28 protein-coding genes are annotated in these 25,874 nt (G+C 62.1%); 11 read left to right on the forward strand and 17 right to left on the reverse strand.

All coding sequences use genetic code 11. The features are described from left to right. Positions 1-83: 83 nt before the first annotated feature. Complete coding sequence (locus INR99_RS02920) at positions 84-968, forward strand: helix-turn-helix transcriptional regulator (RefSeq protein WP_194114783.1); 885 nt, start codon at positions 84-86, stop codon at positions 966-968. A gap of 27 nt (positions 969-995) precedes the next feature. On the opposite strand, the gene INR99_RS02925 is transcribed toward INR99_RS02920, so the two are convergent. Further along, positions 996-1,583 carry a YiiX family permuted papain-like enzyme gene (locus tag INR99_RS02925; protein ID WP_194114784.1) on the reverse strand — a complete coding sequence of 196 codons (588 nt, stop codon included), beginning with the start codon at positions 1,581-1,583 and terminating at the stop codon, positions 996-998. 187 nt (positions 1,584-1,770) lie between these two features. After that, on the reverse strand, positions 1,771-2,862 hold the full coding sequence (gene ychF, locus INR99_RS02930) for a redox-regulated ATPase YchF (protein ID WP_194114785.1): 1,092 nt from the start codon (positions 2,860-2,862) through the stop codon (positions 1,771-1,773). Positions 2,863-3,067: 205 nt separating this feature from the next. On the opposite strand from ychF, the gene INR99_RS02935 reads away from it, so the two are divergent. The 4 genes from INR99_RS02935 (at position 3,068) to INR99_RS02950 (ending at position 8,109) form a co-directional block, all read left to right on the forward strand. Beyond that, entirely contained in the window at positions 3,068-4,297 is a 1,230-nt protein-coding gene (locus INR99_RS02935; RefSeq protein ID WP_194114786.1) for a hypothetical protein, read from the forward strand. A 1-nt stretch (position 4,298) separates the two neighbouring features. Next, positions 4,299-5,093, forward strand: a complete 795-nt coding sequence (locus tag INR99_RS02940; protein ID WP_194114787.1) for a DUF1266 domain-containing protein — start codon at positions 4,299-4,301, stop codon at positions 5,091-5,093. Positions 5,094-5,100: 7 nt separating this feature from the next. Beyond that, positions 5,101-7,125 (forward strand): DUF4034 domain-containing protein, encoded by a 2,025-nt coding sequence (locus tag INR99_RS02945; protein ID WP_194114788.1) that lies wholly within the window; start codon positions 5,101-5,103, stop codon positions 7,123-7,125. Between the two features lie 345 nt (positions 7,126-7,470). Beyond that, positions 7,471-8,109: a hypothetical protein gene (locus tag INR99_RS02950; RefSeq protein ID WP_194114789.1), complete on the forward strand. Its 639-nt coding sequence runs from the start codon at positions 7,471-7,473 to the stop codon at positions 8,107-8,109. A 108-nt stretch (positions 8,110-8,217) separates the two neighbouring features. Here INR99_RS02950 and INR99_RS02955 read toward each other — a convergent pair whose 3' ends face one another. Further along, positions 8,218-8,502: a hypothetical protein gene (locus tag INR99_RS02955; protein ID WP_194114790.1), complete on the reverse strand. Its 285-nt coding sequence runs from the start codon at positions 8,500-8,502 to the stop codon at positions 8,218-8,220. A gap of 343 nt (positions 8,503-8,845) precedes the next feature. On the opposite strand from INR99_RS02955, the gene INR99_RS02960 reads away from it, so the two are divergent. Beyond that, the gene (locus INR99_RS02960) at positions 8,846-9,889 is read left to right on the forward strand and encodes a threonine aldolase family protein (RefSeq protein WP_194114791.1); all 1,044 of its coding nucleotides are present in this window, start codon (positions 8,846-8,848) and stop codon (positions 9,887-9,889) included. Between the two features lie 250 nt (positions 9,890-10,139). Here INR99_RS02960 and INR99_RS02965 read toward each other — a convergent pair whose 3' ends face one another. Both INR99_RS02965 and INR99_RS02970 read right to left on the reverse strand, forming a co-directional pair. Beyond that, on the reverse strand, positions 10,140-10,613 hold the full coding sequence (locus INR99_RS02965; protein ID WP_194114792.1) for a hypothetical protein: 474 nt from the start codon (positions 10,611-10,613) through the stop codon (positions 10,140-10,142). An 82-nt stretch (positions 10,614-10,695) separates the two neighbouring features. After that, complete coding sequence (locus tag INR99_RS02970) at positions 10,696-11,262, reverse strand: YegJ family protein (protein WP_194114793.1); 567 nt, start codon at positions 11,260-11,262, stop codon at positions 10,696-10,698. Positions 11,263-11,588: 326 nt separating this feature from the next. Between INR99_RS02970 and INR99_RS02975 the strand changes: the two genes are divergently transcribed. After that, positions 11,589-12,494: a helix-turn-helix domain-containing protein gene (locus INR99_RS02975; protein WP_228098038.1), complete on the forward strand. Its 906-nt coding sequence runs from the start codon at positions 11,589-11,591 to the stop codon at positions 12,492-12,494. Positions 12,495-12,645: 151 nt separating this feature from the next. Here the strand turns inward: INR99_RS02975 and INR99_RS02980 are convergent, their stop codons facing one another. The 9 genes from INR99_RS02980 to INR99_RS03015 form a co-directional block, all read right to left on the reverse strand. Continuing rightward, positions 12,646-13,815 (reverse strand): glycoside hydrolase family 18 protein, encoded by a 1,170-nt coding sequence (locus INR99_RS02980; protein WP_194114795.1) that lies wholly within the window; start codon positions 13,813-13,815, stop codon positions 12,646-12,648. A gap of 333 nt (positions 13,816-14,148) precedes the next feature. Continuing rightward, positions 14,149-15,354, reverse strand: coding sequence for a nicotinate phosphoribosyltransferase (gene pncB, locus INR99_RS02985; protein WP_194114796.1), 1,206 nt, complete (start codon positions 15,352-15,354; stop codon positions 14,149-14,151). Positions 15,355-15,462: 108 nt separating this feature from the next. Further along, a complete protein-coding gene (locus INR99_RS02990) occupies positions 15,463-15,771 on the reverse strand; it encodes a hypothetical protein (RefSeq protein ID WP_194114797.1) in 309 nt (102 codons plus the stop codon). A gap of 113 nt (positions 15,772-15,884) precedes the next feature. Further along, complete coding sequence (locus tag INR99_RS17285; protein ID WP_228098039.1) at positions 15,885-16,028, reverse strand: hypothetical protein; 144 nt, start codon at positions 16,026-16,028, stop codon at positions 15,885-15,887. Next, positions 16,028-16,354: an REP-associated tyrosine transposase gene (locus INR99_RS17290; RefSeq protein WP_444542132.1), complete on the reverse strand. Its 327-nt coding sequence runs from the start codon at positions 16,352-16,354 to the stop codon at positions 16,028-16,030. The genes INR99_RS17285 and INR99_RS17290 overlap by 1 nt, the downstream gene beginning before the upstream one ends. Positions 16,355-16,542: 188 nt before the next feature. Continuing rightward, positions 16,543-16,899 (reverse strand): DUF4189 domain-containing protein, encoded by a 357-nt coding sequence (locus tag INR99_RS03000; RefSeq protein WP_194114798.1) that lies wholly within the window; start codon positions 16,897-16,899, stop codon positions 16,543-16,545. A 313-nt stretch (positions 16,900-17,212) separates the two neighbouring features. Further along, positions 17,213-17,431, reverse strand: a complete 219-nt coding sequence (locus tag INR99_RS17295) for a hypothetical protein (protein WP_228098041.1) — start codon at positions 17,429-17,431, stop codon at positions 17,213-17,215. A 162-nt stretch (positions 17,432-17,593) separates the two neighbouring features. After that, entirely contained in the window at positions 17,594-18,526 is a 933-nt protein-coding gene (locus tag INR99_RS03010; protein WP_194114799.1) for a calcium-binding protein, read from the reverse strand. Positions 18,527-18,726: 200 nt separating this feature from the next. Next, positions 18,727-19,515 carry a cysteine hydrolase family protein gene (locus INR99_RS03015; RefSeq protein ID WP_194114800.1) on the reverse strand — a complete coding sequence of 263 codons (789 nt, stop codon included), beginning with the start codon at positions 19,513-19,515 and terminating at the stop codon, positions 18,727-18,729. A 76-nt stretch (positions 19,516-19,591) separates the two neighbouring features. Between INR99_RS03015 and INR99_RS03020 the strand changes: the two genes are divergently transcribed. Both INR99_RS03020 and INR99_RS03025 read left to right on the forward strand, forming a co-directional pair. Next, positions 19,592-19,921 carry a hypothetical protein gene (locus tag INR99_RS03020; RefSeq protein WP_194114801.1) on the forward strand — a complete coding sequence of 110 codons (330 nt, stop codon included), beginning with the start codon at positions 19,592-19,594 and terminating at the stop codon, positions 19,919-19,921. Between the two features lie 74 nt (positions 19,922-19,995). Then, the gene (locus tag INR99_RS03025; protein ID WP_194114802.1) at positions 19,996-21,483 is read left to right on the forward strand and encodes a serine hydrolase domain-containing protein; all 1,488 of its coding nucleotides are present in this window, start codon (positions 19,996-19,998) and stop codon (positions 21,481-21,483) included. On the opposite strand, the gene INR99_RS03030 is transcribed toward INR99_RS03025, so the two are convergent. After that, complete coding sequence (locus INR99_RS03030) at positions 21,455-22,231, reverse strand: substrate-binding periplasmic protein (protein ID WP_194114803.1); 777 nt, start codon at positions 22,229-22,231, stop codon at positions 21,455-21,457. The genes INR99_RS03025 and INR99_RS03030 overlap by 29 nt on opposite strands. Positions 22,232-22,387: 156 nt before the next feature. On the opposite strand from INR99_RS03030, the gene INR99_RS03035 reads away from it, so the two are divergent. Further along, positions 22,388-22,666: a hypothetical protein gene (locus INR99_RS03035; protein ID WP_194114804.1), complete on the forward strand. Its 279-nt coding sequence runs from the start codon at positions 22,388-22,390 to the stop codon at positions 22,664-22,666. 56 nt (positions 22,667-22,722) lie between these two features. Here INR99_RS03035 and INR99_RS03040 read toward each other — a convergent pair whose 3' ends face one another. Then, positions 22,723-24,414, reverse strand: coding sequence for a DUF2813 domain-containing protein (locus INR99_RS03040; RefSeq protein ID WP_194114805.1), 1,692 nt, complete (start codon positions 24,412-24,414; stop codon positions 22,723-22,725). A 125-nt stretch (positions 24,415-24,539) separates the two neighbouring features. On the opposite strand from INR99_RS03040, the gene gstA reads away from it, so the two are divergent. Beyond that, complete coding sequence (gene gstA, locus INR99_RS03045; protein ID WP_194114806.1) at positions 24,540-25,142, forward strand: glutathione transferase GstA; 603 nt, start codon at positions 24,540-24,542, stop codon at positions 25,140-25,142. Positions 25,143-25,230: 88 nt separating this feature from the next. Here gstA and INR99_RS03050 read toward each other — a convergent pair whose 3' ends face one another. After that, on the reverse strand, positions 25,231-25,842 hold the full coding sequence (locus INR99_RS03050; RefSeq protein ID WP_194114807.1) for a UPF0149 family protein: 612 nt from the start codon (positions 25,840-25,842) through the stop codon (positions 25,231-25,233). Positions 25,843-25,874: the final 32 nt, after the last annotated feature.

Raw genomic sequence — 25,874 nt, forward strand, 5'->3', positions numbered from 1 at the left:
GGATGGATAGCTGGCAAATAAACCACGTACAGGCGTAAGCTTTGAGCCCATCATGATGCCGGGCTGGGGAGTGGCCAAGCTGCATGAGTGCCATCTATCTGGAGCAATTCGACGTCGACCCGGCCAATCGCCAGCGCAGTGTGGGCGGCCGCGTGTATTTCCACCCCTGCCTGCCGGCCTTGCAGGGTTTTGGCATCCTGCTGCTCGGGGTGTCCGACATCACGCATCATTACCGGGTTGAACGCGATGGCGCGCCATTCCATGTGCTGGTGTGCTGCGATTCGGGTAGCGGCTGGGTGCTGGCGGGCGAGGAACGCCTGCGGCTGCAAGCCGGCCAGATGGCAATTCTGCCCGCCGGCAGCCGCAGTGGTCTCGAGCGCGACCCGAGCATCGCCAGCTGGCGCTTCAGCTGGTATCTGCTGCAACCGGACGAACGCTGGCCCCAGCTTGATCAGCCCCAGCCCGGCGTGAGCCCCTGTCCGGACAGCAGCGAGCTGTATATGGCCGCGGCGCTGCTGGCGGGCGAAGCACGCCGGCCGCTGCATGCCCGCCCGCAATCCAGCGCCGCACTGGCGCTGCTTACCGGCCTGCTGCAGCGCTGCCTTGAGCCCGATGCCACGCATCCGCAGCGCAGCCGGCTGGATACCTTGTTCGCCCGTATCGACGGCGACCCGGCACGGGACTGGCGGGTGGACGAGCTGGCGGCCGAATGGGGGGTGAGCAGTTCGCAGTTCCACCGGCTCTGCGTCGCGGTTCTCGGGCATTCCCCGCGTGATGAAATCGTCGCCCGGCGCATGCGCCGCGCGCGTGACCTGCTGCTCCAGCGGCGCGGTAACGTCGGCGAGGTTGCCGCGCTGGTTGGCTATGCCGAAATATCCAGCTTCTCGCGGCGTTTCACCCGGCACTTTGGCGAAGCACCGGGCGCGATTGTGCGCTATCTGGAAACGCAGCCGCTGCAGCTGCCCTGAGTGCCTCGCCAGATACCGCCTCAGGCATCAGCGCACGCTGCGCAGTTTGCCGGATTCGAACATCGCCACCGGCGAAATCACCGTTTCATCCAGCGGCATCGCCTGGCCATAGCGCTCGCGCAGCTTGGCGGCGACCACCGGATCATCGAGCCGGAAATCGCGCAGGCGCTGTGTTTCGCCGATGCGGATGCCCAGCGCACGCTCGTAGCTTTTCCACACCAGCTCGGAGCAATAGATGCGCTGATCCGACCATTCGAAGGTCAAGTCGTAGGGCTTGCCGAGATAGCGCTCGGCCTCGGTACGCAGCCGCGTGGCCTGTGCCGGGCTTAGCCCGTCAGCCAGTCGCTTCACCTCCAGATGGCCATTGCTGCCGCGCGCCGCCCACTGCGCCAGCGGCGTATAGCGCACCGTGCTTACCGCCTCCAGCACATAGGGCTGGCCGTGCTTCAGAAACACCATGCCCATGTGGCTGTACTTCGAGCCCGTCCCCCGCTGCACCGCCAGGCTCTGCGTCGAGCGCGAAGTATGAAACACCAGATCGCCATCCTGCACATCCGGCAGAACCGCGAAGGCGGGCGCAGCCAGTGCGAACAGGAAGAGGGGCAGGCAGCGCATCGTGCATTTCCTTGCTGTAGATACAAGCCACTGTATAAGGCGGAAGCCATTTGTCTGCAATGGCCGGGTTCACATACCCGTCAATATTCTCTGGGCGGCCGCCATGAAAAAGCCCCGCACAGCGGGGCTTTTGTGGGTATTTGGCTGTAGCCAAACTGGCAAAAAGGCTACAGGCAGATACCCTGGCTTAGACGTTGAACAGGAAGTTCAGCACGTCACCGTCCTTCACTACGTATTCCTTGCCTTCAGCGCGCATCTTGCCGGCTTCCTTGGCACCCTGTTCGCCCTTGTACTGGATGAAGTCGTCGAAGGAAATGGTCTGCGCGCGGATGAAGCCGCGCTCGAAATCGGTGTGGATCACGCCGGCGGCCTGCGGGGCGGTGTCGCCCTTGTGGATGGTCCAGGCGCGCACTTCCTTCACGCCGGCGGTGAAGTAGGTCTGCAGGCCCAGCAGATCAAAGCCGGCGCGGATCAGGCGGTTCAGACCCGGTTCTTCCAGACCCAGTTCGGCGAGGAATTCGGTCTTGTCGGCGTCATCCAGTTCGGCGATTTCCGACTCGATGGCGGCGCACACGGCAACCACCGGCGCGCCTTCCTTGGCGGCGAATTCCTTGACGCGATCCAGCAGCGGATTGTTGCTGAAGCCGTCTTCGGCGACGTTGGCGACGTACATCGCCGGCTTGATGGTCAACAGGCACAGCGATTTGATCGCCAGCTTGTCGTCGTCCGACAGGCCGGCCGAGCGTGCGGGCTGGCCTTCGTTCAGGTGCGGCAGCAGTTTTTCCAGCACCTTGATCTGCGCGATCGCTTCCTTGTCGCCGGATTTGGCCTTCTTGCCTTCGCGCTGGATGGCTTTTTCCACGGTCGCGAGGTCGGCCAGCGCCAGTTCGGTGCCGATCACGACGATGTCGTCCAGCGGGTCGATGCGGCCGGCGACGTGCACGATGTTGTCGTTTTCAAAGCAGCGCACGACGTTAACAATCGCATCCGTTTCGCGGATATTGGCCAGGAACTGGTTGCCCAGCCCTTCTCCCTTCGACGCACCCGCCACCAGACCGGCGATGTCGACGAATTCGACGATGGCCGGCACGATCTTCTGCGGGTTGATGATTTCGGCGAGCTGTGCCAGACGGTGATCCGGCACTTCCACCACGCCGACGTTCGGCTCGATGGTGCAGAACGGATAGTTGGCGGCTTCGATGCCGGCCTTGGTCAAGGCGTTGAAGAGGGTGGACTTGCCGACGTTGGGCAGGCCGACGATACCGCATTTCAGACTCATGGAATTCCCCGTGCAGCGCCGCGTGCGAGCGCCAGAAAAAGCAAAGCGCTGATTTTACCCGATTTCTGCGCCGCCCCGCATGTCCGTGGCGGGTGAGCGGCGGGGCGGGTTGCTGTGACTTTTCTCTCTTCTGACTGGCGCGAATGATTCAGGGGTCGAGCAATTTATGTAAATATCTGGTCAGTTTTGTGACTTGATACCAGAGATGACCCTGCCGCATGCCAAGGGCGTGTCAGCCGCCGTGCCGGCTGAAGCCTACCAGCCCCGTGATGTCGTCAATGCCCCGGCCGTCAAGGCTGCCATCGCCGCGCGCAGTGCCGCGCGGGGGGACGATGCCGAAATCACGGCCTGGTTGCTCAACCATTTCTACCGCTGGTCGATTGGCTGCTTTGACGGCGTGCTGGCCTTGGCCGATGCCGGGCAATACCGGCAGCTGTGCGGCGACGCGGACTGCCCGCCCTGGCTGCTGAAAAAGTGGCAGCAGGGCGAAGCGGTGTATTTCCTCGACCCCGAGCACATCCTGCTGGTGGAGCGCGAGCGGCAATTATGCGAATTCCTGCTGGCACGGCGCGGCACGCGGCTGGAGCACAAGCTGCAGCGCATCAGCTGCATGCAGGCGCTGGCGCTGTGGGAAGAAGAACACCTGCGCATGCAAAAGCGCCGCAACAAGGGCTGGGTGCCCAGCAGCGGGCTGGCTTTGCGCCAGGTGTGGCGGGGTGAAACCGGCACCTTTTTCGAATTTGACGCGCAAAGCCCGCACCTGCGCGAGGAAATGGCCTACGAATCCTTCCACATGCAGCATTGCCTCGGGCAATTCCAGGATCGCAAGCGCCTGCGCGGCGGCTATGGCGAGCAGTACGCCAGCGCCGCGGCGGCGGGCAAGCTGCGACTGTTTACCCTGCGCAGCGCCGGCAATACGCCGCATGTGACGATCAGTGTCGATTGCAGCAAGGGAACGCTGACGCTCGATCAGCTCAAGGGCAAGCAGAATCGACCGCCGATCCACAGGTATCAGGCGGATGTCCTTGCCCTGCTTGGGCTGCTGGGCATTACCCCCCAGATGCATCATGACTGCGAGGCCATGGGCATTGTGCCGGCCGGCCCGGCGGACGCGCGCAGCGGCTGGGAAACCGTGTTCGCCTCCGCGGATGAAACGCTGCGCTTCAATGTGCTCAGCCGGCATCCCGGCCTGCTGGCCCAGCAGGCACAGGCGCCGCTGGCCTTGCAGTGGCTGGCGCTGACCGCGCGCCCCTTTGATCCGCCGGAACAGGCGGCATTGGCGGCCACGCCGCAGCTGGCGGCGGCCTTGCTGGATGCCGAAGCGGGCACGGCCGGGCTGCCGGCCGAGTGGCAGGACTGGCTGCACGGTCGCGGCCAGCCCTTGCAGATCGACGGCATTGTCCTGCCCGCGCTGGCTGGCTGGCGGGAGGTGTGAGATGAAAGCCCTGTTCAAGCTGCTGGCCGCCGTGCTGGTGCTGGCCCTGTTCCCGCTGTTTCTGATCTGGCGTTTGCTGCGTGCCTTGCTGCCGGGGCGTCCGGCAACGGCGGCGCAGCCGGCGGTGGCGGATGACGGTTTGCCCGCGCAGTACCGGCGCCGCTGGGCCCTGGCGCTGGCCGACATCCTGCTGCGCCGCAACCAGCTTCCCACCGACAGCGCCGACTTGCTGCTGCCTTTGGCGCCCGCTGCCCGTGCGTCGCTGCGGGCCGCCGTCTTGCAGGAATGCGGGCTGGCCGTGCAGTCTGCCGAGGCGCAGCCGGCGGCAGCCCGGCGTCTGCTGCGGCTGTGGCTGGCCGGTTTCAGCGACGAGCATCATTTCTTCTATGCGCACTGCGCCGAGCATGAATCGGTGCGCGATGCGCTGGCCTTTGACTGTGCGCGGGTCGCCTTTCTGGTGCGCTGTCTGGCCTTGCTGGAGCTGATTCCGCAGGACGAAGCCTGGCTGGTGCTGTTCCTGAACGCACAGCGGGCACAGGATGTGTTCCGCGGCTGGGACGATTTCGGCATGGCCTACGCCCGGGCGCGCGCCGTCTGGGTGCGGCATGCCGGGCAGGGCGGCCCGGCCTCGCAGCGCGCCCGCCTCGAAGTCGAGGACTACCTGAATCTGGCCGGCAGCAACTGGCGCACCCTGCCGTGGGCCGCTGCCGCCATCTTTGCCCCCGAGCCGCTGCCAGCCGAAGCGGACCCCGATCTTCCCTGCCGCGCCGAGCCGGCGCTGGCCACTGCGAACTGAGCCGAGCATGACCACCGAATCCCCCGTCCTGGCCACTGTGTCGACCGCGACCGCCACGCTGCATCAGCCGGTTTATCCGGAATACACCCCTCCTGTATCCATTGCAGACCCGCTGCAATTATTGCGTTCGGGCGAATACCTTGAGCTTGATCGCCGCCTGCGTGCGGCCAATGCGGCAGCTCTGGCCGACCGTGATGCCGAGGCACGCTATACCGACTGGCTGTACGAAGAATGCGAGCCGCTGCTGGCGCTGGGGCATGAAGGGCTGGCACTGCTGCATGCCTGGCAACACGCACTGCCGGAGTCGGGGCATGCCTGGCTGCTGGAGTGCTGGTACTGGTATCACTGGGCGTATGAATATCGCGGCTCCGGCTGGGCCAGCTCGGTCACGCCGCTGATGTGGCGGGCCGCGCATGCCTGCAGCGAACGCATGTTTGTCGCCGGACTGCGGGCGCTGGAGCGCGACCCCAGCCTGTGGATGGTGCCGGCGCTGATTCTGCAGGGAGTCTCCTCGTTCGAGGAAAGCGACTGGCTGCGCACCCTGTTGCACACCGGCCGGCAGGGCGAGGCGACCCTGACGCTATCGGCACCGGACGAGGCCGACGCCCGTGCCGAGCTGACAGACATGCTGGCCCGCTCCGGCATTCCCATCGAGAGCCGCCTGCTGCTGCCGCAGCAGCGCCCGGTGGCCCTGCCTGAAGCCTATCAGGGCAAAAAGGCGCTGCGCGGCAAGGATTACTGGCTGCATGCCACGCTGAGCATTCATCCCCGCGCCTTCTTCATCCTGCGCCGCTATGTGTGGTTCCTGCAGCCGCGCTGGGGCGGCAGCCACGAGCGCATTGCCGCCTTTGTCGCCTCCCCGCAATGTGCCCACCTCACTGACGTCGAGCGCGACCGCCTGCTGCACGAGATCTGGCGCGATGATTTCTACGAGGACTTCCTGCAGGAAGACACCGACGACGACGATGCCGAATCCTGGCTGGCCTACACCCGCGAGCGCCTGGACGCCGCCCTGTACTCGCATCACCGCCAGGAACTATGCCTGTGGCTGATGCGCAGCCTCACCCATCGCAAGCGCTACGACGAAGCGGTGGCCTATGCGCGGCAAGCCGCCGAACTTCACCCGCTGGAAGACGAATGGGCCATCGAATACGCCTTCTGGCTCACGCTGCGGTGCGATCTTGATCCGCAATGGATCGCCGGCGTGATTGCCGCCAGCGCCCACGCGCGCAAGACCGTGGGCGCGTGCATCCTCTACGGACATTTTGCCAGCACCGGCCGCTATGGCGTTGCCCGCGATCTGGCGATCGGCGAGCGCTGGTTTGCCGAAGTCTTTGCCCGGGCGCCACGGCATGACATGTGGCGCACCCTGGCGCAGGATCTGGCGCAGTTCGAACGCCACGAGGAAGTCGTGCAGCTATGCCTGATGGGCGACCGCGAACACAATCCGCACTGTGCAGTTACGCTGGGCTACCACTACAACAACGGCCTGGGCGTTGCCGCCGACCAGGATCGCGCCTGCGACTACTATCGCCGTGCCATCGAGGCCGGCTACGCGCATGCCGCCTACAACCTGCAGCTGATCTACGCCGAGCGCGCCCGGCAGGCGGCAGGCCCGAGCGAGCGCGCAATCTGGGAAAAGGGTGCCATCGAAACCATGCTGCGCGGCATCGAACTTAACGAACCCGATCTGCCCGCCATCTACTACGGCTACATGGCGCGGCTGGAATCGGCCGGTCTGCTCGACGACTACCTGCCGGGGCTGCAGCGCGATGCCGACAGCGGCAACCCGCAGGCGATGGTGGCGCTGGCCGGCATTTACGGCAACAAGCGCAATCGCCGCCACCACAACTACCGCGAAGGCGTGCGCTGGCTGATGGGTGCCGAAGCCATCGACCCCGAGCTGCCGCTGCTGAAGGAAATCGACGACGAAGTCTTCAGCTACGGCTGGTTGGCATCCATCCGTCTGGGCTGGACGCGCAGCCGCATCGCCCCGCACGAGTTGCCGGGGGTGGATAACCGGATGGTGTGAGGGCGAATGGGGAGTCAGCTTGGCCGATGTTGCTGGTGTGCCGATTCTCGTTGGGTGGCGGGTATGTGCCTACAGCCTTTTTATTTCATGGCCTGCAGGTTTATACCCGTGTGAGGTGTTAAGGGGCTGTGGGCCAGTTTGCTGATGCGAGTGACGATGCAGGATTGATGTCGCACTTGCGCGAAATTGCCGCTGACGTGTTGGGTTTCGCTAGCGCTTAACCCAACCTACCGCGCTGAGCCCGCTGATCCAGCATGTGAGTGAAAGTGTGCGGGAACGATAAATGTTCAATGCAATGCTCCCTTTTATTATTTCCTTATGATTGAAAATTTTCCATGGTGACTTATGAGCCGAAAGATTAGTTTTTCTTATGACAATGTGGCGTACCATGGTGTGGTGGCGGCAAAATTTGCTGCTGTTGTATCTTTACTTATTGTTAGCAGTAATTTGTCTGCTCGGACAGAGCAAGTACCCCCTCAGTCGTTCATCGAGCAATTATCAAAAGTCAATATGATCGTGCTTGCGTCTGTAAGCTCCATCGCCATAGATAAAGTCGATCCGCTTTATTTCAAATTAAATCGATATGGGGGAAGTCTTGAAGAATATTGCGCATCAAGGCGAAATGGCAGTGTTGAGCATGTGGTTTTGCATATTTCTGATGCGGACGTTATTTATTCAAGAGACGGTAAATTGAATGGAAAAATCAAAGGGGCGCAGATAACTGTTGCAGTTGGAAATGCCTGCAGAGCAAAGAATTTTTTGGTTAGCATCACCGGAAAGAAGCAAGGGTTTCTTCTGGGCTCCGAGAAGTTTTCTGAGGATGGCGCCCGTGATTTTTCTGGGGTTTATTTTGCAATAGACCCTTCCGACCATGATTTACAGGTGGACTGGAGAACAAGTGGAATTAATGAGTTTGATTTCATTCAGCTCCCTTCCGTGGTAAAAAATATCAGATCGAAAATTCAGCGCGGTAGGTTGGGTTGAGCGTCAGCGAAACCCAGCACAGCCACGGCGATTTTGTTCATGTGCAGGCATGGGAAAACCGAGGCTTGGTTCCTCTCGCTTTCTCAACGCAATGGCGGGGCTGTTGAATTAGATTTTCCCGCGTATGCATTTCATGACAATCTCGCGATACCAGTCCAGCTCCCAGAAACCAGGCAATCCATCCCCGGTTTCCAATAAAGGCAGTGCCATTTCGGCATTAAAGCGTTCAATCGCGATGGCTTCATTGGGCGCGTAGATCATATAGCCAGCAACGTCGAAGCCTTGGGCCAGCAGTTGCTCCCGGCGGGCAATAAAGTGCTCCTGCTCGACGCACAGATGCTGAATCTCATCCTGGCCATCCACCGTCCGCTTGAAAAACTGATACTTTGCCATTGGCTTTCCCCACGCATTGCAAATTTGGGTTTGTCGCACCATGCGACTTGCGGTGTGCTGGCGCTGCCATCCCGCAAGCAGCCTGTAAAAGGGCTTTTTGTTGCGCGATTCTGAACCTGCGGATCATCTTGGCGCAAAAGTTGGGTGTAAGCAATGGCACGGCAACAGGGGCGGGTAAAGCGCCGAACGTGATCGTTCGCCCGCGAGGTTCAGCGGCCGCCCGGTCGGATTTGCCCCCAGACGCCCGCCCATGCCCCGTAGTGGTCGTCGATAACCCCGACTGACTTGCCGCCAGCCTTGCGTTAGGCTCTCCGGCTTAACCCATTTACCGGAGGACCAGCCCATGCACTGGATCGACCTGCGCAGCGACACCGTTACCCCGCCCACTCCCGCAATGCGCCGCGCCATGGCCGAGGCCGAGGTGGGCGATGACGTGTACGGTGACGACCCGACGGTGCAGCGCCTCGAAGAACTGGCCTGCGAGCTGCTGGGGAAGGACGCGGCGCTGTTCGTGCCGTCCGGCACGTTCGGCAACCAGCTGGCGCTGTTCACCCACTGCCAGCCCGGTGATGAGGTGATCTGTGGCGAGGATTCCCATCTGGTCTGGCACGAGGTCGGCGCCGCGGCGGTGATTGCCGGCGCCAATCTTCGCCCCGTGCCCACGCAGGCCGGCGAGCTGGGTGCGGAGGCCATCCGCCCGCGCATCCGTCCGCCGGGCGACATCCATCTGCCGAAAACTGCGCTGATCGCGCTGGAAAACGCGCATTCCAACGGTCGCGCGCTGCCACTGGCCGGCATGCAGGCAGTGCGGCGACTGGCCGATGAAAAAGGCATTGCCGTGCATCTGGATGGCGCGCGCCTGTTCAATGCGGCGGTGGCGCTGAATGAAGACCCGGCCGCGCTGGCGGCCTGCGCCGATTCGGTGATGGTGTGTCTGTCGAAAGGCCTGGCCGCGCCGGTAGGGTCGCTGCTGCTGGGCTCGCGTGACTTTATCGAGCTTGCGCGCAAGAAGCGGAAATTGCTGGGCGGTGGCCTGCGCCAAGTTGGCATTCTCGCCGCCGCCGGCCTGCTGGGCCTCACCGACATGCGCGAGCGCCTGCAGGAGGATCACGCCAATGCGAGACTGCTGGCCGGGCTATTCGACGGGCAGTGCGGGATCACGGTGCTGCACGATCAGCTCGACATCAATCTGGTCTGGTGCCGTGTTCCTGATGCGCTGGATGGCGCACGGCTGGCGGCGGATTTGCTCCGCGACGGCATCAAGATCAACCCGCCGGAAGACGGCCTCTTGCGGCTGGTGACGCACTGGGCGGTGAGCGCCGAACAGGCTCGCCACAGCGCACAGCGACTGCTGGATTGCATACATGCACAGGGTATTGCTGCGTAGGCAGCAATATTCATGCGCTGCAGGTTTATACATGGGTGGCAGGTAAATTTTACCGAAAGCCTGTGGGAAATAGTGCCGGGCCAGAGCCGGTTTGCCCGGGGATAATGGTTTCCAACGCAAGCGCTGCTTGCAACTCTCCTAGACACAGATTCAGGCCACCCTCGCGGTGGCCTTTTTTTTGGCCGGCACATCCGGCCAAGCGGTGCGCTTGTCCGGCATTCGGGGCGGCCGGCGGGGGGGGGGGCGCCGTTTACCGCACGATTTTCCCGTTTTCGGTCAGCACGCCATTCCTGAATAGAAAGACATGCTTCTCCCTGGCGGCCTTTCGCTGTTCTGCCCTGGGGGCAAACTCGCCCATGAAGCCGGGCATCGTGACCGTAACCGCATCGCCAGCCTGTTTCACTTGAACCAGATCGGAGCAGGTGCCAAAGGAGGACGTGGCGCTCGCGCCCTTGCTGCTCAGGCTGATGAAGTAATACTGGGCCGGGCAGGCGGTGCCACCGTTATCCTGAATAAGCACCACATCGCGGTTGCCGCTCGGGTAGATCCCCAGTACATCCAGGCTGTTATTGCCCTGGATCTCGGGGTTGAAGGGCCGCTTCTTGTACAGCAGCTGGTGCTCGTCATCGATCTGCAGCGACCCGAAACGGGTCGGAATGTCTTGTGCCAGTACCAGCGGGGATGACAGCGCGAGGGCGGCAAACAGGGTATGGGTCCTGAACATGTTCAAACTCCGGGCTGTGTGACATCAAGACATTGGCCGTGGCCGATTCCGGTCGCAAGGGCACTGCGCTGATCGTGGCGCATCAGTCGCACTGCAGTCCGTACTGTTTCTGGAACTGCGCGGCCTCTTCGGCCGGCTCACGCGTCAGCAGTGCGCAGGCCGTGAAATTGCCGAACATGCGGTGCTGCTTGTCATCCATGTAGGTCCAGTCGACGATCTGTTCGCGCTTGAAGCTGAGCGTCTGGCCGCTGCGCAGCCCCTTGATCAGTCGCGGCTCGTTATTGAGGATGCCGCTGAACTGCTTGCCCTTGCCCGTGAAATCGCCAAACCAGAAATATTCGGTATTGCGCCCATCGCTGATCGCCACCTTCAGCGCGTAGCTGTGGGTGCCGCTGGCCGGTTGGGCGGCCCGCAGCAGAAAGTCATCCAGCGTGGCTTTCGCTTTGGCCATGGCCCGGCGCATGGCCGGATCATCATGCGACATGTGCGTCACCTCATCATCGGCCGCGCGCTGCGAAATCGATTTGGCGTTCGCGGTGGCGCAGCCGAGCGTCAGGCCAAGCGTCAGTGCCAGCAGGGCTTGTCCGATCGCGCCGGCAAGATGGATGCGGTTCAGCGAAATGGTGCAAGGGCGGCTTGAAACGGGCATGGTGGTTTCCTTCAGGGACCGGATGCTTGCGATTTTATCCGGAACAAAAGAAAGCAACTGGTAAGTTTGTGGCGGTGTGTGCGCACAGCCACAGCATCAAGCGGCTGAAGCCGCCCGAGGTGGCCGCGTTAACCGCCGCAGGCTTGAGCAAGCGTGGATCAGCAGGTGTAGCCATCAGCCCAGCCCGCGGGATGATCGTTGCTGAGCCTGAGCGATCGATTGCCCCGGCTTGCGCAGCGCTGGCGCAAAGCGCAAGATCGGTTAAACGCTGTATTTTCCGTCCCGGCAAACTGCGCGAGTGTCCCCCAATGTCGGCCTGCCACAGCATGGAACCTCTTGATCACCGCATGGCGCGCATTCTGCGCCTGACGCATTACCTCGATCACAATCTGGGTGACGAGGTAACCGTTAACGCACTGGCGGCGCAGGCCTGCTATTCCCCCTACCATTTCGAGCGCGTGTTTGGCGATGCCGTCGGCACCACGCCGATGGATTATGTCCGCCAGCGCCGGCTGCAGCGGGTGGCGTTGCGGGTGCGCTACGAGAACAGAACCAGCCTGCTGCAGCTGGCGCAGGAGTGCGGCTTTGCCAGCAACGCCAGCTTCTCGCGCAGCTTCCGCAATTATTTCGGGTGCTCGCCGACCGATTGGCGGCATGGGGCGTGGCGCGATGTCATGGCGCAGAATCTGCAGCATGTGCGGGCACTGGAGGCTGCCGATCCCAGCCCGGAGATGCAGGCGTACGTTGATTTCTGGATGGGGCTGCGTGCACAGCATTGGGATGTCGGCCCGCGCGTGCGCGTGGCGCATCTGGCGGCGCAGTCGATCTGGAGCTGCCGGACTTTCGGGCTGTGGGGGCCGGCGCAGGAGCGGTTCTGCGACACGCTGCTTGGTAATGTTTTCCGCAGCGGTGCGGTGCCCGAGGACAGCTGGTGTTGTGGTGTTTTCAGCGAGGACAATGCCTTTATCGCGCCGGAGAATGCTGTCGGGGATATCGGCGTGCTGGCGCAGGGGCTGCCGCCACCTAGCCTGGTGGCGCAGACGCTGCCCGGCGGCATGTACGCAGTGCTGGAAACGCACAACGAGCCGGTCACGATGCAGTGGATGCACGAGGACTGGCTGGAAAAGCAGCAGTACTGGACTGCCGATATGTCCCGTCCCTACATCGCGCTGTGGCGTTTCACGCTGGCCGGGATCGAGAGCCGCATGCTCTTGCCGGTGCGCCCGGCCTGAGCTTGCCCCCGTCTGCCTGACAAAAAGCCGGCCCCAGTGGGGCCGGAGGTAAAACAGAAGCTGATGAGGAGCTCCTGTCTAGCGCAGAGGGTGGGTATGCCCATGCAGGCTTTTTTATACATGACCTGCATGGCATTACCATTACATGTATTTATTTGCCGCTGTTTTTGAGCCCGCTGATCAGGCTATCAAACAGGGTGTGTTGTGCATCGTCCTGGGTGATTTCCCAGATCATTAGCCCGCCCAGTTGCTGGGCCTTCACGAATTTCACCTTCTCGGCCAGTGATTCCGGGTCATCGTAGGTCAGCAATTCCTTGCGGCCGGCGTGGTACAGGTAGGGGGCGTTGCCAGCTTCCTTGCTGCGGTAGAGTGTCCAGCCATCTTTGCCCAGATACTTGCCCAGCTCGAAGTAATTGAACGAGCCATCGCCGCCGGCATCCTTCAGCCCCGGGCCGGACATTGGCTGGGCCAGCCCGTCACCCTTGGGCCCCGGAGCGACATTGCCGAGCGCACGGCCATAGAAGGGCACGCCCAGCACCAGTTGTTGCGGCTTGGCGCCCTGCGATTTGTAGTAGTCGATGGCCTTGCTGATCGCCAGCACCTGGCCATCCGGATCGCCCGGTACCGGGTGCAGCGCGGCCTGCAGCGTGGTGGTCTTGCTCCAGCCGCCAGCGTAGTCGTAGGCCATCAGGTTCACCCAGTCGAGGCTGGGCAGCGCGCCCTTCAGATCGTAACCCTGCAGTACCCAGCCACCGTTGAGCGCCGGCACCGCCGCGGTCAGCGCGTACTGCTTCTTGTCGGCCTTGCCGGCGGCATCCAGCGCCACCCGGAATTCGCGCAGCAGGCTGACCCAGTTCTGCAGATCGGCCGCGCTGGCGTCGGCCGCGTAATCCCCCCCCGTCACCGGGTGTTCCCAGTCCAGATCCAGCCCGCCGCACTGCCAGTCACGCATGATGGCAATCGACGAGGCGATCAGCTTCGCGCGGCCAGCCTCGGAACGCGCGGTCTTGGCGATGTTCTTCGAGCCGGTCCAGCCGCCGATGGCCCACATGCAGGTGAAGTCGGGGTTGGTTTTGCGCGCCTTGGCAAACTGCTCCTTCCACGACTCGGCGCCGGCCTTGGTTGCGGCGGGGATGAAGGCCTCGCCAGACTCCTTCACCTCGATAAACGACAGAATGCCGTGGCTGAGTTGCGGCAGGCGCTCACCGGCGGCTTTGACCGCGGCGGCGTCTTTCCAGGTGGGCAGGTAGGAGACGAGTTTTTCGCCGGCAAGTGCCGGGCCGGACAGGGCCAGCAGGCCCGCAAGCAGGGTAGTGCGCATGGGTGTGGTACTCCGGTCAGTATGCGGATGTCCTGTACTCTAAGCCGGCAGCGTCCGCGACGGAATGGCCGGATCGGGCTGGCAATTTGACCGAATCGCGCATGCACCGCCTGGCGGACGCTGCGCGGCACCGGGATGGGCAAAGCCTAGCCAGGATGGGGGCTGGCGCCCCGTAGCCCGGATTGTGGGCGTTGCGCGATGTGTGGCTGGCATGGCCGAATCCAGCATTCGCGAGCCATCGTCAGGGCTGACGGTGTACCTGCCGGTGGCTTAACGGGTATGTGCCTGCAGGCCATATTTATAAAGGCATATGCGGCAATAGATAAATGGGTATCAGCGCGTCGTGCCGATCCGGAACACATCGCACAGGTAGTTGAGGAAATTCACGTCCTCGCACATGCCCTTGCCCGGTGTGTCGCTCACCTTCGCCACCGGCTGGCCGTTGCACGCCACCAGCTTCATCACGATCTGCAGCGGCTCGTGCCCGCAATCGTTGGAGAGATCGGTGCCGATGCCAAAGCCCAGTTTCGCCCGGTCCGCGAAATGGCGATACAGCGCAAACGCGCGCGGCAGGTTCAGCCCGTCGCTGAACACCAGCTGCTTGGTGGCCGGATCGATGCGCATCGCCTCGTAATGCGCGATCACCTTCTCGCCCCAGGCAAACGGATCGCCTGAATCGTGGCGCAGCCCGTCGAAGAGCTTGCAGAAATACAGGTCGAAATCGCGCAGGAAGGCATCGGTGCCCACCACATCGGTCAGCGCGATGCCCAGATCGCCGCGGTATTCGTGCACCCAGTGCTCCAGCGCGTTTTTCTGGAAATCGCGCAGCCGCGAACCGAAGCTCTGGAAAGCCTGCAGGTACTCGTGCGCCATCGTGCCGATGGGCGTGAGGCCGTAGCGCATCGCCAGCAGCACATTGCTGGTGCCGCGAAACGCCGGCTGCGCCTCGGCAGCCAGCGTCGCCACCACCTCGGCATGCCAGTCGCGCGAAAAGCGCCGCCGCGTGCCGAAATCGAAAAACACGAAGGGATGGCGGCGCGGCGCCTCTGCGCCAAAGTCACGCAACTGCGCGAGTTTCTCCGCCAGCTTCGCGCGCCCGGTGGCCAGCGCGGCTTCTTGCGGGAACTGCCGGAAATACACCTCGTTGACGATGGCCAGCACATAAATCTCGAACAGCATGCAATGCAGCATCGGCCCGCGCACGCGGATCGTCAGCTCGCCGTTCTCCGCCACATCCACATGGATAAAGCGCCGCTGCAACTGGAACAGCCGCAGGAAATCGACGAAATCTGACTTGATGAAGCGCAGCCCGCCGAGATACGCCAGCTCCGGTTCGGCAAAGCGCAGGCTGCACAAATGATCAAGCTGCGCGTCGATCTCGTCGCGGCACTGGCTGAGCGGATACTGCGACACATTGCGGCACTTGAACGCGTACTCCGCCTGCGCCTGCGGCTGCTTGTGCAGGATCTCCTGCATCATGGTGAACTTGTACAGATCGGTGTCGAGCAGCGACTCGATGACGGGGATGAAGGCGGGCATGGGCGGACGGGCGTGGTGGGGTTAGGAGAGTATGCGCCAGCGGGGAGGAGGCTGGAGGAGGTCGCGCATGCGTCCGATTACGCTGCGCTAATCGTACCTACACTTGCTTTAAAGCCAGCGGTTGCACGCTGAGTCGTGCAAGAAATTCTTGAGGGCTTCCGGCAGAACAAGTCCTTTTTGTACGAGCCGTTCGGATAATTTTTCGACGATCTCAATATCTTCCACACAGCCGGTATTTTCTAGAATCAATGCAGTCAGGTCGGCAATTTCCCTGGAGTCATTTGATAAAATTGCCGCTTCCAATTGCTCGAATATCATTTCTTTAATTCGAAGGTTTTCGGCCTGTTCTTCGTCTTCAGCCTGGAAATCTCGCGAGTAGAATTTGCTCAGCGCACTTACTATTTTTAGGGCGTTCATGGTGTCAGTCTTATACATAAATATAGAAAATCTGCCGCGCGGGTGGTAGCGATTTAAAGCGCGATGGCAGCAGCCCGCGTAGGTACGATTAGCGCAGCGTAATCGTACGCATGTCAATCGCCGCCACCGACCACTGCCGTCACATCGCCACACCAGTCAGCCGGATAAATCCCGGCCGCCACGGCACGGTGAAAGGTCGAATACGGCCAATCCGCGACGCGGGTGACGAGGCCGTGCTTGAGTGGATTGACGTGCACTAATCCACATGCCGTTGGTAATCCGCTTCATCACGGATCAGGTGTTCCCAGAAATGCCGCTGCCAGATGCCGCGTTCGCCGTAGCGCTGGCGTGCCGCCGAGCGGCGCTCGGTGCGCGGCTGCGCTTTGGCAAAGCCGCGTTTGCTCAACCGCCAGCTCCGGCTGAAGTCGGCATCACCGGGCGGCGGCGTCAGCACCGCGTGCAGGTGTTGAGGCAGCACGACCCAGGCATCAATGTGAAAGGGATGCCGTTGGCGTACCTGCCGGATAATCCGCTGCAGCGTGTCGATGCCATGCACCAGCCGGTCAATGTGATCGCGCTGCAGCGGATTGACGGTGAAAACCCATGCGCCACCGGGAACAAGGGCACGGCGCTAATCAGGCATGGTTTGCCTTGCTGCCCGGTGTTGGTTTGGCATCCGTCAGATTATGCTGCGCTAATCGTACCTACGCGGACTAATTGTCTAGTACTGGCATGTTTCGAAAGATGCCATGTTTTTACGCGTATCGGCTGTTACTGACCTTGGCACTCTGCGACTACAATTCTGCAGCTATTAGAGCCACACATGCTTAGTGCATCGGCGCTGGCTTTGGCCTTGGTGGCACCATAGCCGTAGCCGTAATGGCGACTTGAATTAGCATATGCGCCGCAGGTTTCGAACCAGACAATTGCCTTGCAATTGCTCCCATATTGGCGGCAATAATCTACGGCTACTTGCTGTGCAATTTGGCGCGAGGGTTGATTGATCGAAAAGCCGTAAGCCGGGGCGTTGGATGAATCGTTTTGATCGATCGCAATCGCCCCGAAGGCGGCTGAGTAACTCGAGATACTGCACAGAACGGCGACAAGTGGCAAAGTCAGATATTTCATGGTGCCTCCAGTTGTTTGATTCATGTCAAAAAAGTGTAGGCATGCCGTCATCGATTTGCAAATGTGTATCTGCGTGTGGAGAAAGACGACGGCAGTCTCTCGCGGACAACTATGACCAGCCCGCGCAGCTAGGGCTAGCGTAGCGCAATCGTTCACATGACCATCGCCTTACCAGTATGCCGGTACATTCCGGCCGCAACCGCAGGGTGAAACGTCGAATACGCTCAATCGACGACATGAGTGACGAGGTCGTCCTTGAGCGGATTGACGTGCACATAATCCCCATGCCACTGGTAATCCGCTGCATGACGGATCAGGTGTTCCCGGAAGTGCCGTTGCCAGATGTCAGCGTCAGCACGGCGTGCCGGTGCTCTGGCAGCACGCCCCAGGAGTCGATGTGAAAGGGATGCCGTTGGCGTACCAGCCGGACAGTCCGCCGCAGCGTGTCGATGTCATGCACCAGCAGGTCACGGTGATCGCGCTGCAAGCAGATTGACGGTGAAAACCCATGCGGCACCGGGAACAAGGGCACGGCACTAATCAGCCATGCTTTCCCTTTGTGATTTGCGCTGGTGCGGCATGCGTACGATTACGCTGCGTTAATCGTCCCTATGCGGGCTGCTCTGCTTCGATTGTTGCAATTTGTCCGGCAAAGCAGGAAAGCGGGCCGGTGCATAAGGCTGATGGTGTCGGGCTATTGCTGGAACAGATAGTCACCGAGGCTGGTCTGTCCATTTACGGTACCGATTAGTGCGAGCTCGTGGCTTTCCACCATGGCGTCCGAATCCGTGGAGCGGAACAGGTAGACATTGGTTTGCGTGCCATTATCCACCGCAAAAATGCGCTGATCGCGGAAGGCAAATGCTTCGCTGGCGCTGCCTATGGTTGCCGCAGCCGACTGACTGGTGATCTCGCCACTGATGTTGCGGCTGAAGACCACCAGTTCGGCGCTGGCATGAAAGCCACCCGACGCATTGCGCAGCAAGCCGCCGTCCAGCAGTCCATCACCATCGCCAATTCCGCGAAGCGCGGAGTCGTCGAAGACCAGCTTGTCACTACCACTGAGAAAGTCGGCGATCCGGTCGGTACCGAAATTGCAATCGAAGACAAAGCGGTCGGCGCCACTACCGCCGTACAAGGTGTCATTGCCCATGCCGCCAATCAGCTCATCATTGCCAGCCCCGCCTTCCAGCCGATCATCACCATACCAGCCAAAGAGCCGGTCGTTCCCGGCAAATCCGGCCAGCCGGTCGTTGTTCATTGAGCCGGTCAGATTGTCATTGCCACTGAGCCAGTAGGCCTGTTGTGCAAGGGCGCCATACACGGTTTTGCCATCCACGACATAGCCCAATTTGGCGGCATTGAAGACTTGCTTATTGATCCCAGTGAAGGCAAAGAGCTGCTGGCTGCCGGTATAGGCAATGGCATGCCCCAGAAGGCCGCTGTCGAGTACCTTGTCACCATTACTGTCGCGCAGGCCGCAGCCGCTGACCTGCATCGTCTGGGTGCTCCCGGCGGTACCCAGGGTGAAGGACGAGCAACCAGTCTGCGTGCGGATGGGCTGCGACGTCGGAAACGTGTACTTGGTGTAGTCGAATGCGGTATTGAGTGCGTAGAAGTTTGCCATTGCTCAGAACTGTGAATTGGGTCACAGCCATGATATTAGCATTTACTTACGTTTCGGATAAATCACCGCCTGTCTTCTTGTCGCTGGGGGGCTGCGATGGGCAGTGACACGCGCTTTGAGCATGCCTTGGATTACACCAGTGGAGGCTTTGTTGCCATCATCTCCAGCATGAAGGCTTCACGATATAAACCAGTATTCCGCTAAAAATTCGCTGTGCTGGACAGGCGCATACCCTGTGCTGTCAGCTCAGTCACAAACGCCTCGCCCAGTGCTTCAAAACCCGGCACCGGGCTGCTGCAGTCCGTCAGCAGCACGAAGCGCTCAATGCGATCCGGCAGTTGCGCGGCAAGGTCGCGCACGGTGCTGGCGACGCAGTGCGACAGCGCTTCGCCGGCGATCAGCAGCGTGTCGGCCTGCGCCAGCTGGGCCAGCCAGCCGGCGTCGGGCCGCGTAGTGGCGTCCTGCGGGTCGGGCACTTCGGCCTGGATGGCCGAGTAATGCTCGGTACGCGGATTCATGCCCTTGCTGACGAAATTCACCGTCTTGAGCTGGCTGCGGCTCCAGTTGTGCAGCGCGGCGAGCACGTCCGGCTGCACGGCGTGGCCGGGGCTGCCGGCGAGACAGTGCTCGGGCCAGATGACGAGCTGGTATTTGCCGCTGGTGGCCAGCGCGTCGACATAGGCCATGCTCGCCGCCCGCTGCGCCGGATCGCGCGCCTGCCAGATGCCGGCGTGCACCTCATTCGCGGTGATGACGGTGAATGGCGCAGGTGCGTTGCCCGCCGCATCACGCCACCAGACCGGGTGGGCGATGTCGAGCGGTTGGTGGGTGTCGAGCGTGACGTGAATCGCGTCGAGCCGGTCGCCCAGCCGGGCTATTAGTTGTGCTACCCGCTGCAGGTCGGCATTGGCGCCGGCCACCGGCAGCGCCGCGCCGGGCAAATCGCAGAAGTCGTATTGCGGGTCGATCAGCAACAGCTGCGTGCGCATGGTGTTTCCTTTCAGCGAGTGAAGGGCTAGCTTAACATGATGACGACGGCTGAGCGCCCGGAAGGAGGGCTGGATCATGACACTGCTATTGCTGCTGATCATGGCGGTACTGGGGCTGGCGTATGCCGAGCTGTTCCATCGTGCGCGCCAGTTGGTGCATCACTATTACCCGGATTTCGAGCTGGAAAACGAGCGGGTCCTGCGCGAGCAGCATTTCAACGATCCGCGCTTGCTGGTTGCCCGGTTCAACAGCGATGCCAACGGGGTGACCGATCTGATTTTCTCGCTGGCTTGCCGCCATGCCATTCCGCCGGAGCAGCACTGGGTATTCAATGCGCTGTATCTGGTGTTGCTGGCCATGCTGCTCGATCTGGGGGTCATGTTCATCTACGCCTTTGCCTTCTGAGCGCGCCACAAGCGCAAGGCAGGACAACGCAGCAGGGATTCCCCGTGGATAATGCGGTGCAGGAGGAGTGCCGCATGCGCCACTGTTGTTTGGGGTTTGCCCTGTTGTTATTTGCCATGCTGGGGGTGGCGGCACCCTTGCCGGTTGCCACGCCGGAAAGCGAGGGCATCAGCTCCGAGAAGCTGGCCGATGCCCTGCAGGCCATCGAGCGTGCGGGCTGGCCGGTGGATAGCGTACTGCTGATGCGCCGTGGCCGGGTGGTGCTGGATGCGTATGTGTATCCGTTTGCCCCGGGGATGCTGCATGACCTGCGTTCGGTGACCAAGAGTCACACGACTACCCTGCTGGGTATGGCGCTACAGGCTAATAAAATAAAGGCGCTTGGCGATAAACTCCTCGGGTTCTTTCCGGGAAAGCCGCTAGGTCAGCCCGATCCCCGCAAGCAGGCAATCACACTGGGGCAGTTGGCCGATATGCGCTCGGGGCTGGAATGGGATGAAGCCGGCTACCGGCCGGATTCCAGCCTGGCGCGCATGCTGGCCAGCAGCGATCCCACGGGTTTTGTGCTGGCCCTGCCGATGGAGGCCGCGCCCGGTGAGGCATTCAGCTACAACGGCGGGAATATGAATCTGCTGGCTGATCTTCTCGCGCAGCGCTGGGGGGAGCCACTGGATGCGGTCGCTGGACGCCTGCTGTTTGCGCCGCTGGGTATTGCCGATTACTACTGGTGGCGCAATCCGCAGGGGCAGGCCCAGGGTGAAGCGGGGCTATTTCTGGCCCCGCAGGATATGGCACGCATGGGGCAATTCTGGCTGAGTGATGGCGTGCTGAATGGTGAGCGGGTGCTGCCGGAAGGCTGGACAGGCCGCCTGCTGCAGGAGGTGTTGCCGGCGTATGGCGGCCTAGGCTACCGCCGCGGTTTCTGGATTAACCGCGAACGAACGCAGTTTTTGGCCAATGGCCGGCACGGGCAGTTCATTGTTGTCGAGCCGGGCAGGCAAGTCGTGGCCGTGATTACCGCCAAATTCCCCGAAGACCAGATCATGCCGGATGTCGCCAGCCTGCTGTTTGCCGCCATCGAGCGCGAGCAGGCGCTGCCGGAGAATCTGCCGGCACAGGCCCGCCTGGGCGCGCTGATGCGCCGGCTGGCCTCGGAGCCGGCAAGCCAGCTGCCCGAGCCTGCACGGGGGGCGAAATGGCGGGATCGCCTTTACCGCTTGCCCGCAGAGCCGGCCGGCATCCGGGCATTCCGCCTGAAGCAGAACCCGGCCGATCCCGGCAGCCTGCTTTGGGAAGTCGACTGGGCGGGCGGGACTCGCAGCTGGCAGGTCGGCATGGATGGGCGGTTCCGCCTGCAGGACGATCACTACTTCGGCCGGGCAACCCGGCTGGCGCTGCGGGGGCGCTGGGTGGACGAACAGACTCTGGAACTGGAAACCCAGTATCCGGAAGGCAGCATGCGCTGGTTGTATCGGCTGGCTTTTGCCGGCAGCAAGGTGGCGCTCACGGTGCGCGATAACCAGAATTGGTCGCTTAGCGCGCAGGGCGAGCTGGCGCGTTAGCGGCCCAGTCCTGCAGCCCGTATTTCTGCAGAATACGTGCGAGCTGGCCAGTCTGGCGCAGCCGGACAATGCCGGCTTCCAGTTGCTGAGCCAGTTGCGCACCATCGTGGCGTTTGGGCGAGAAGGCCAGATACAGCTCGTCGGCCTGCTGGCTGCAACCGGCATTGCGCAAGGGCGTGCGGTTAAGATGCTGCTGGTATTGCACGACCAGCTCGTATTCGACGATGGCATCAATCCGGTGGCCAGCCAGCTTGCGCAGATTGCGTTCCAGCCCGTCGACCCCGGATAGCGCATCTGCCTTGCTGTCCGCCAGTTTGGCATCGATTTCCTGGCCGTAGCTGTAGTCCTTGATCGAGCCGACGCTGGGCAGCTCGCTGCTGGACATGCTGTTGCGGTAGCTCCAGCGGCTGTCCGGGCGGGTATAGAAGCACACGCGCGAGATGGCTTGCGGTGTGGCGGGGAAAGCCCAGCTGCTGCGTTTGGGCAGGCGCAGTACGCCGATGAAACCGTCAGCTTCACCCCGGTTGATCATCAGTTCGGCGCGCGCGAAGGGTACTTCCTGATAGTCGACCCGGTAGCCCGCCGGCTCGAATACGGCTCGGGCCAGTTCGACCAGATAGCCCGGCTTGTCACTGCCGGCGCGGCAGGCGACCGGGCACCAGGGATCGGAGACCAGTCGCAGGGTGGGGGCTGCGTGGGCGAGCAGTGGCAGCAGGCAGACGGCAAGCAGCAAACGGGCATGCATCATGGATGACTCGCGGCTGGCGATGCGCTAACTATAGATAATCCGCAGCCATTTATCGCGATGCGGGTTGAAGTCTGTGTAAGGTTTGCCATAACGGAAGCACCACCATGGTCTGTTCCTCCCGGTAACTGGCCGTGTCTGCCCTTGCCGGAGTCCGCCATGCAGTTCGATGAAGTCCTTCCCCAGCATTTCACTACCTTGTCTCGTACGCCATGGCCGCATGTGCAGATCGACCATGCCTTGCTGCAGTTGCCCGGCGAGAGCAAGGACCACAACAAATTCCGTACCACTGCACTGAAGGCGGCGGGCTGGCAGCACCACAATCTGGTGCCACTGGGGAAGTATCCGGATGAGGCGGCGGCGGCGTACAACCGGCTGCGCGCCGCACTGGGGCAGTGCCACACCCAGCAGGAGTTGCTGCAAGCATTACAGGGCTAGGTATAACCCAACAGCCTTTTTCTGACATGGTCTGCATTGATATACCCAGCTGGCAACTAGGTGGCATCCGCAGCAAGATGTTGTACGGTGGCAAACAGCTGCAGCAACAATGCCGGAATGGCCTCGCGCCCCTTGATCTCGGCGGCCTCGGCGATTTCCAGTGCCATGCCGGGCTTGCTGTGATAGCGCAGTGCCCGGTTGATCACTTCCTCATCCGGTGGCGGCTCCTGTCGCGCCAGCGCCGCATCGTGCCAGGGGTTGCCGTTGGTTTTCGGGGTGATTGCCGCGCGGAACACGTCGGCGTAACCTTCATCCCACAAGAAATGCTCAATATCGCGGCTGGGTAGCGCGGTGATGTGACGTGCCTGCTCGCGTCCGCGCAGCTGGGCCTGACTGCGCTGCAGGTATTTCTGGCCGGCGTCGTCACCATCGCAGAGCACATGCCAGCGGATGCCGAGGTGATCGGCGAATTTGATTAGCGGAGCCAGCCCGGTCTGGGCGAATTCGACGCAGCGGATGCCCTCGGTGGCAAAGTTGACGCCGGCGATGCGCGCCAGCTCCGGCAGCAGCCAGAATTCGGTTTCGCCCTCGACCAGCAGCCAGACCCGGGCAAACATGCTGCTGGCGCGGTTGCTGCGGATGTGGAACGCAACCTTGCGCGCGTCGGCCAGCGACAGGGCGGTGGCGGCCAACTGGTAGACCTCGATATGCGCCGGCTGACGAACCAGCCGGCGCAGGGCCTGCTGCGGAAAACTGGCCAGCAGTTCGCCACTGTTGGTGGTGACCAGCTTTTGCAGCGGCAGCTGTTCGATCAAGCCCCACATCAGTGCCAGCTGGATCGGATGCAGGTGGGTTTCGGGGTCTTCCATCACCAGAATGGGCTCGGCATCGTCCGCCAGCGGGTGTTCGCCACGCGCAGCCAGCAGCCCGCCCAGCAGCATCAGCAGTGCGACCCGACGCAAGCCGGAACCCGAGCGCTGCGCCAGCTCGATCAGGCTGTCTTCGCTGCGAAAGGACAGCGGTGCTGCCGCGATATCTTCCGCGGTGCGCTGGTCGGGTGGGCGCTCGCCCAGCAGCTGGCGGTGTTCGCCAAGCAGCCGCTGCATGGCCGCCAGCCCCTGGCCGAGTTCCTGCGGGTGCAGCTGGTGCGGCAGATTGAGAATGCGCTCGAACACGGCACGCACCGCGTCATTGGCGGGCAGCTCGGGCGCGGCGACCGGCGGGTTGGTCGCCAGTCGTGGGTGCTCCAGCCAATCGGTCAGCATCATGTCCTTGAAGCGCAAGGCCGGATGCAGGCGGATGACGGCGTCGATGAGGGTGTTGCCGTCAGCCGGCAGAATTTCGCTGCCATCCTCGCCGACAAAGCTGCGGCGGCTGCGGCATTCGCCGTGACCAAAGCGCTCGGCGGCAAAGCGCAGCCCCAGCAGCGCATTTCCCTCGGCATCCTGCCAGCCCAGCGCGGCCAGCCGCGGGTCGAGCCAGGATTCGGTGGCGCGCAGGCGGAACCACAGCGTGACATGCAGGCGCTTGGCGATGCTGGCGCGGTTGTTGGCCACCCGGTGAAAATCGTCCAGCCCGAATAGCCCGTGTTCGCGCACTTCGCTACCCAGACAGCGTGACAGTGCAACCACCAGGCTGGTCTTGCCCCAGTTGTTCTCGCCGAACAGCGCCGTGGCATCCTCATCCAGCGTCAGATCGATCTGGCTGATACCGCGGAAATTGGCGATCTGGATGCGATGCAGTTGCATGGGGCGCCCCGGGATGGATACCTCAGTGTTACGCAGATTCGGCAGTCTGACAATCGGCGGGCACTTGCATTTCCGGAGCGGGTGGCACACAGTCACTGGATCATGCTGCTGAAGAGGTCGGACGGATGAAACTCTACTATTTCCCCGGAGCCAGCTCGCTGTCGGTGCACATTGCCCTGGCTGAAACCGGACTCGAGTACACGCTGGAGCGGGTCGATTTCGTCAGCCATCGTACCGAAGACGGGCGCGACTTCTACACGGTGAATCCCCTGGGTTGCGTGCCGGCACTGGAATTGCCGACCGGCGAAATCCTCACTGAAGGTGCGGCCATCGTGCAGTATCTGGCCGATCTGGTGCCGGAAAAACATCTGGCGCCACCCAATGGCACGCTGGCGCGCTATCGCCTGCAGGCGTGGCTGAATTTCCTCGCCAGCGAAATCCACCAGTCACTCGGGCCGTTTTTCAGTGCTGAAGTCCCGGACAAGAGCAAGACGCTGCTGCTGCAACGGCTGGCACAGCGTTTTGGCATTCTGGAGCAGGAGCTCGGGCGGCACGACTATCTGCTGCGCGAGTTTACGGTAGCGGACGGCTATCTGTTTACCCTGCTGGGCTGGTGCGATTACCTGAAAATCGACCTGTCGCCATATCCGGTGCTGCAGGCCTTCCAGGCGCGCATTGCCCTGCGGCCGGCAGTGCAGCGTGCGCTGCAGGAAGAAGGGCTGCTCTGAAAGACCACAGCCCGCGCTTGCGGGCTGTTCGGGTATTGCCTTGCAGGCAATATGCATAAATGGATGCGGAGGCATCCATGCCTGGGTATCAGGGCTGCTTTCCCGCCTGGCGTTCAGCTTCGATGGCCTGGATGCGCTGCTGCAGTTCGACCACGAAAATCGCCAGCTCGGCGGCAATGGCTTCGTGCACATTCACTTCTGCCGGCATCTGCTTTTGCAGTTCAGCGGTCGATTCCGGGCCGGCCAGTGCCATCATCAGGCTCAGCAGCGTGGCGGTGTCTTCGCGCTCGAAGTACGGCAGCCACACATCCTGGGCGAACAGGTGCATGCCGATCACGAAGCCGAGGCTCCAGCCGCTGCAATCGGGCTTGCCGTCATCATCGAAATACAGCACCGGATCGAAGGCATCGACGGGTTCAGCGGAACGCAGGGCGCTGGCGATCTCGTTGTAGTACGCCATGATCAGCGCGGTGATCTGTTCGGATTCGGCCTGCGATTCGAATTTCGGAGCGGCATCCGGACCGCTGATGCGCGGCATCCAGTCACGCGGGTGCAGCTGCACCGGCGAGAGCTGGATGGCGGTCAGATAGCCATGCAGCATCGATACATCCAGGCCGTCCTGATCGGCATGGCGGGCAAGGAACTGGTCGAGACGATCGATATCGGCCTCGGATAGGGCGGGAGCAACTGGCTGGTTCATGCGGGCATCCTTGAGCGGTGTGGCGGGATGCC

The organism is Chitinilyticum piscinae (genome assembly GCF_015223195.1).
Lineage (GTDB): Bacteria > Pseudomonadota > Gammaproteobacteria > Burkholderiales > Chitinibacteraceae > Chitinilyticum > Chitinilyticum piscinae.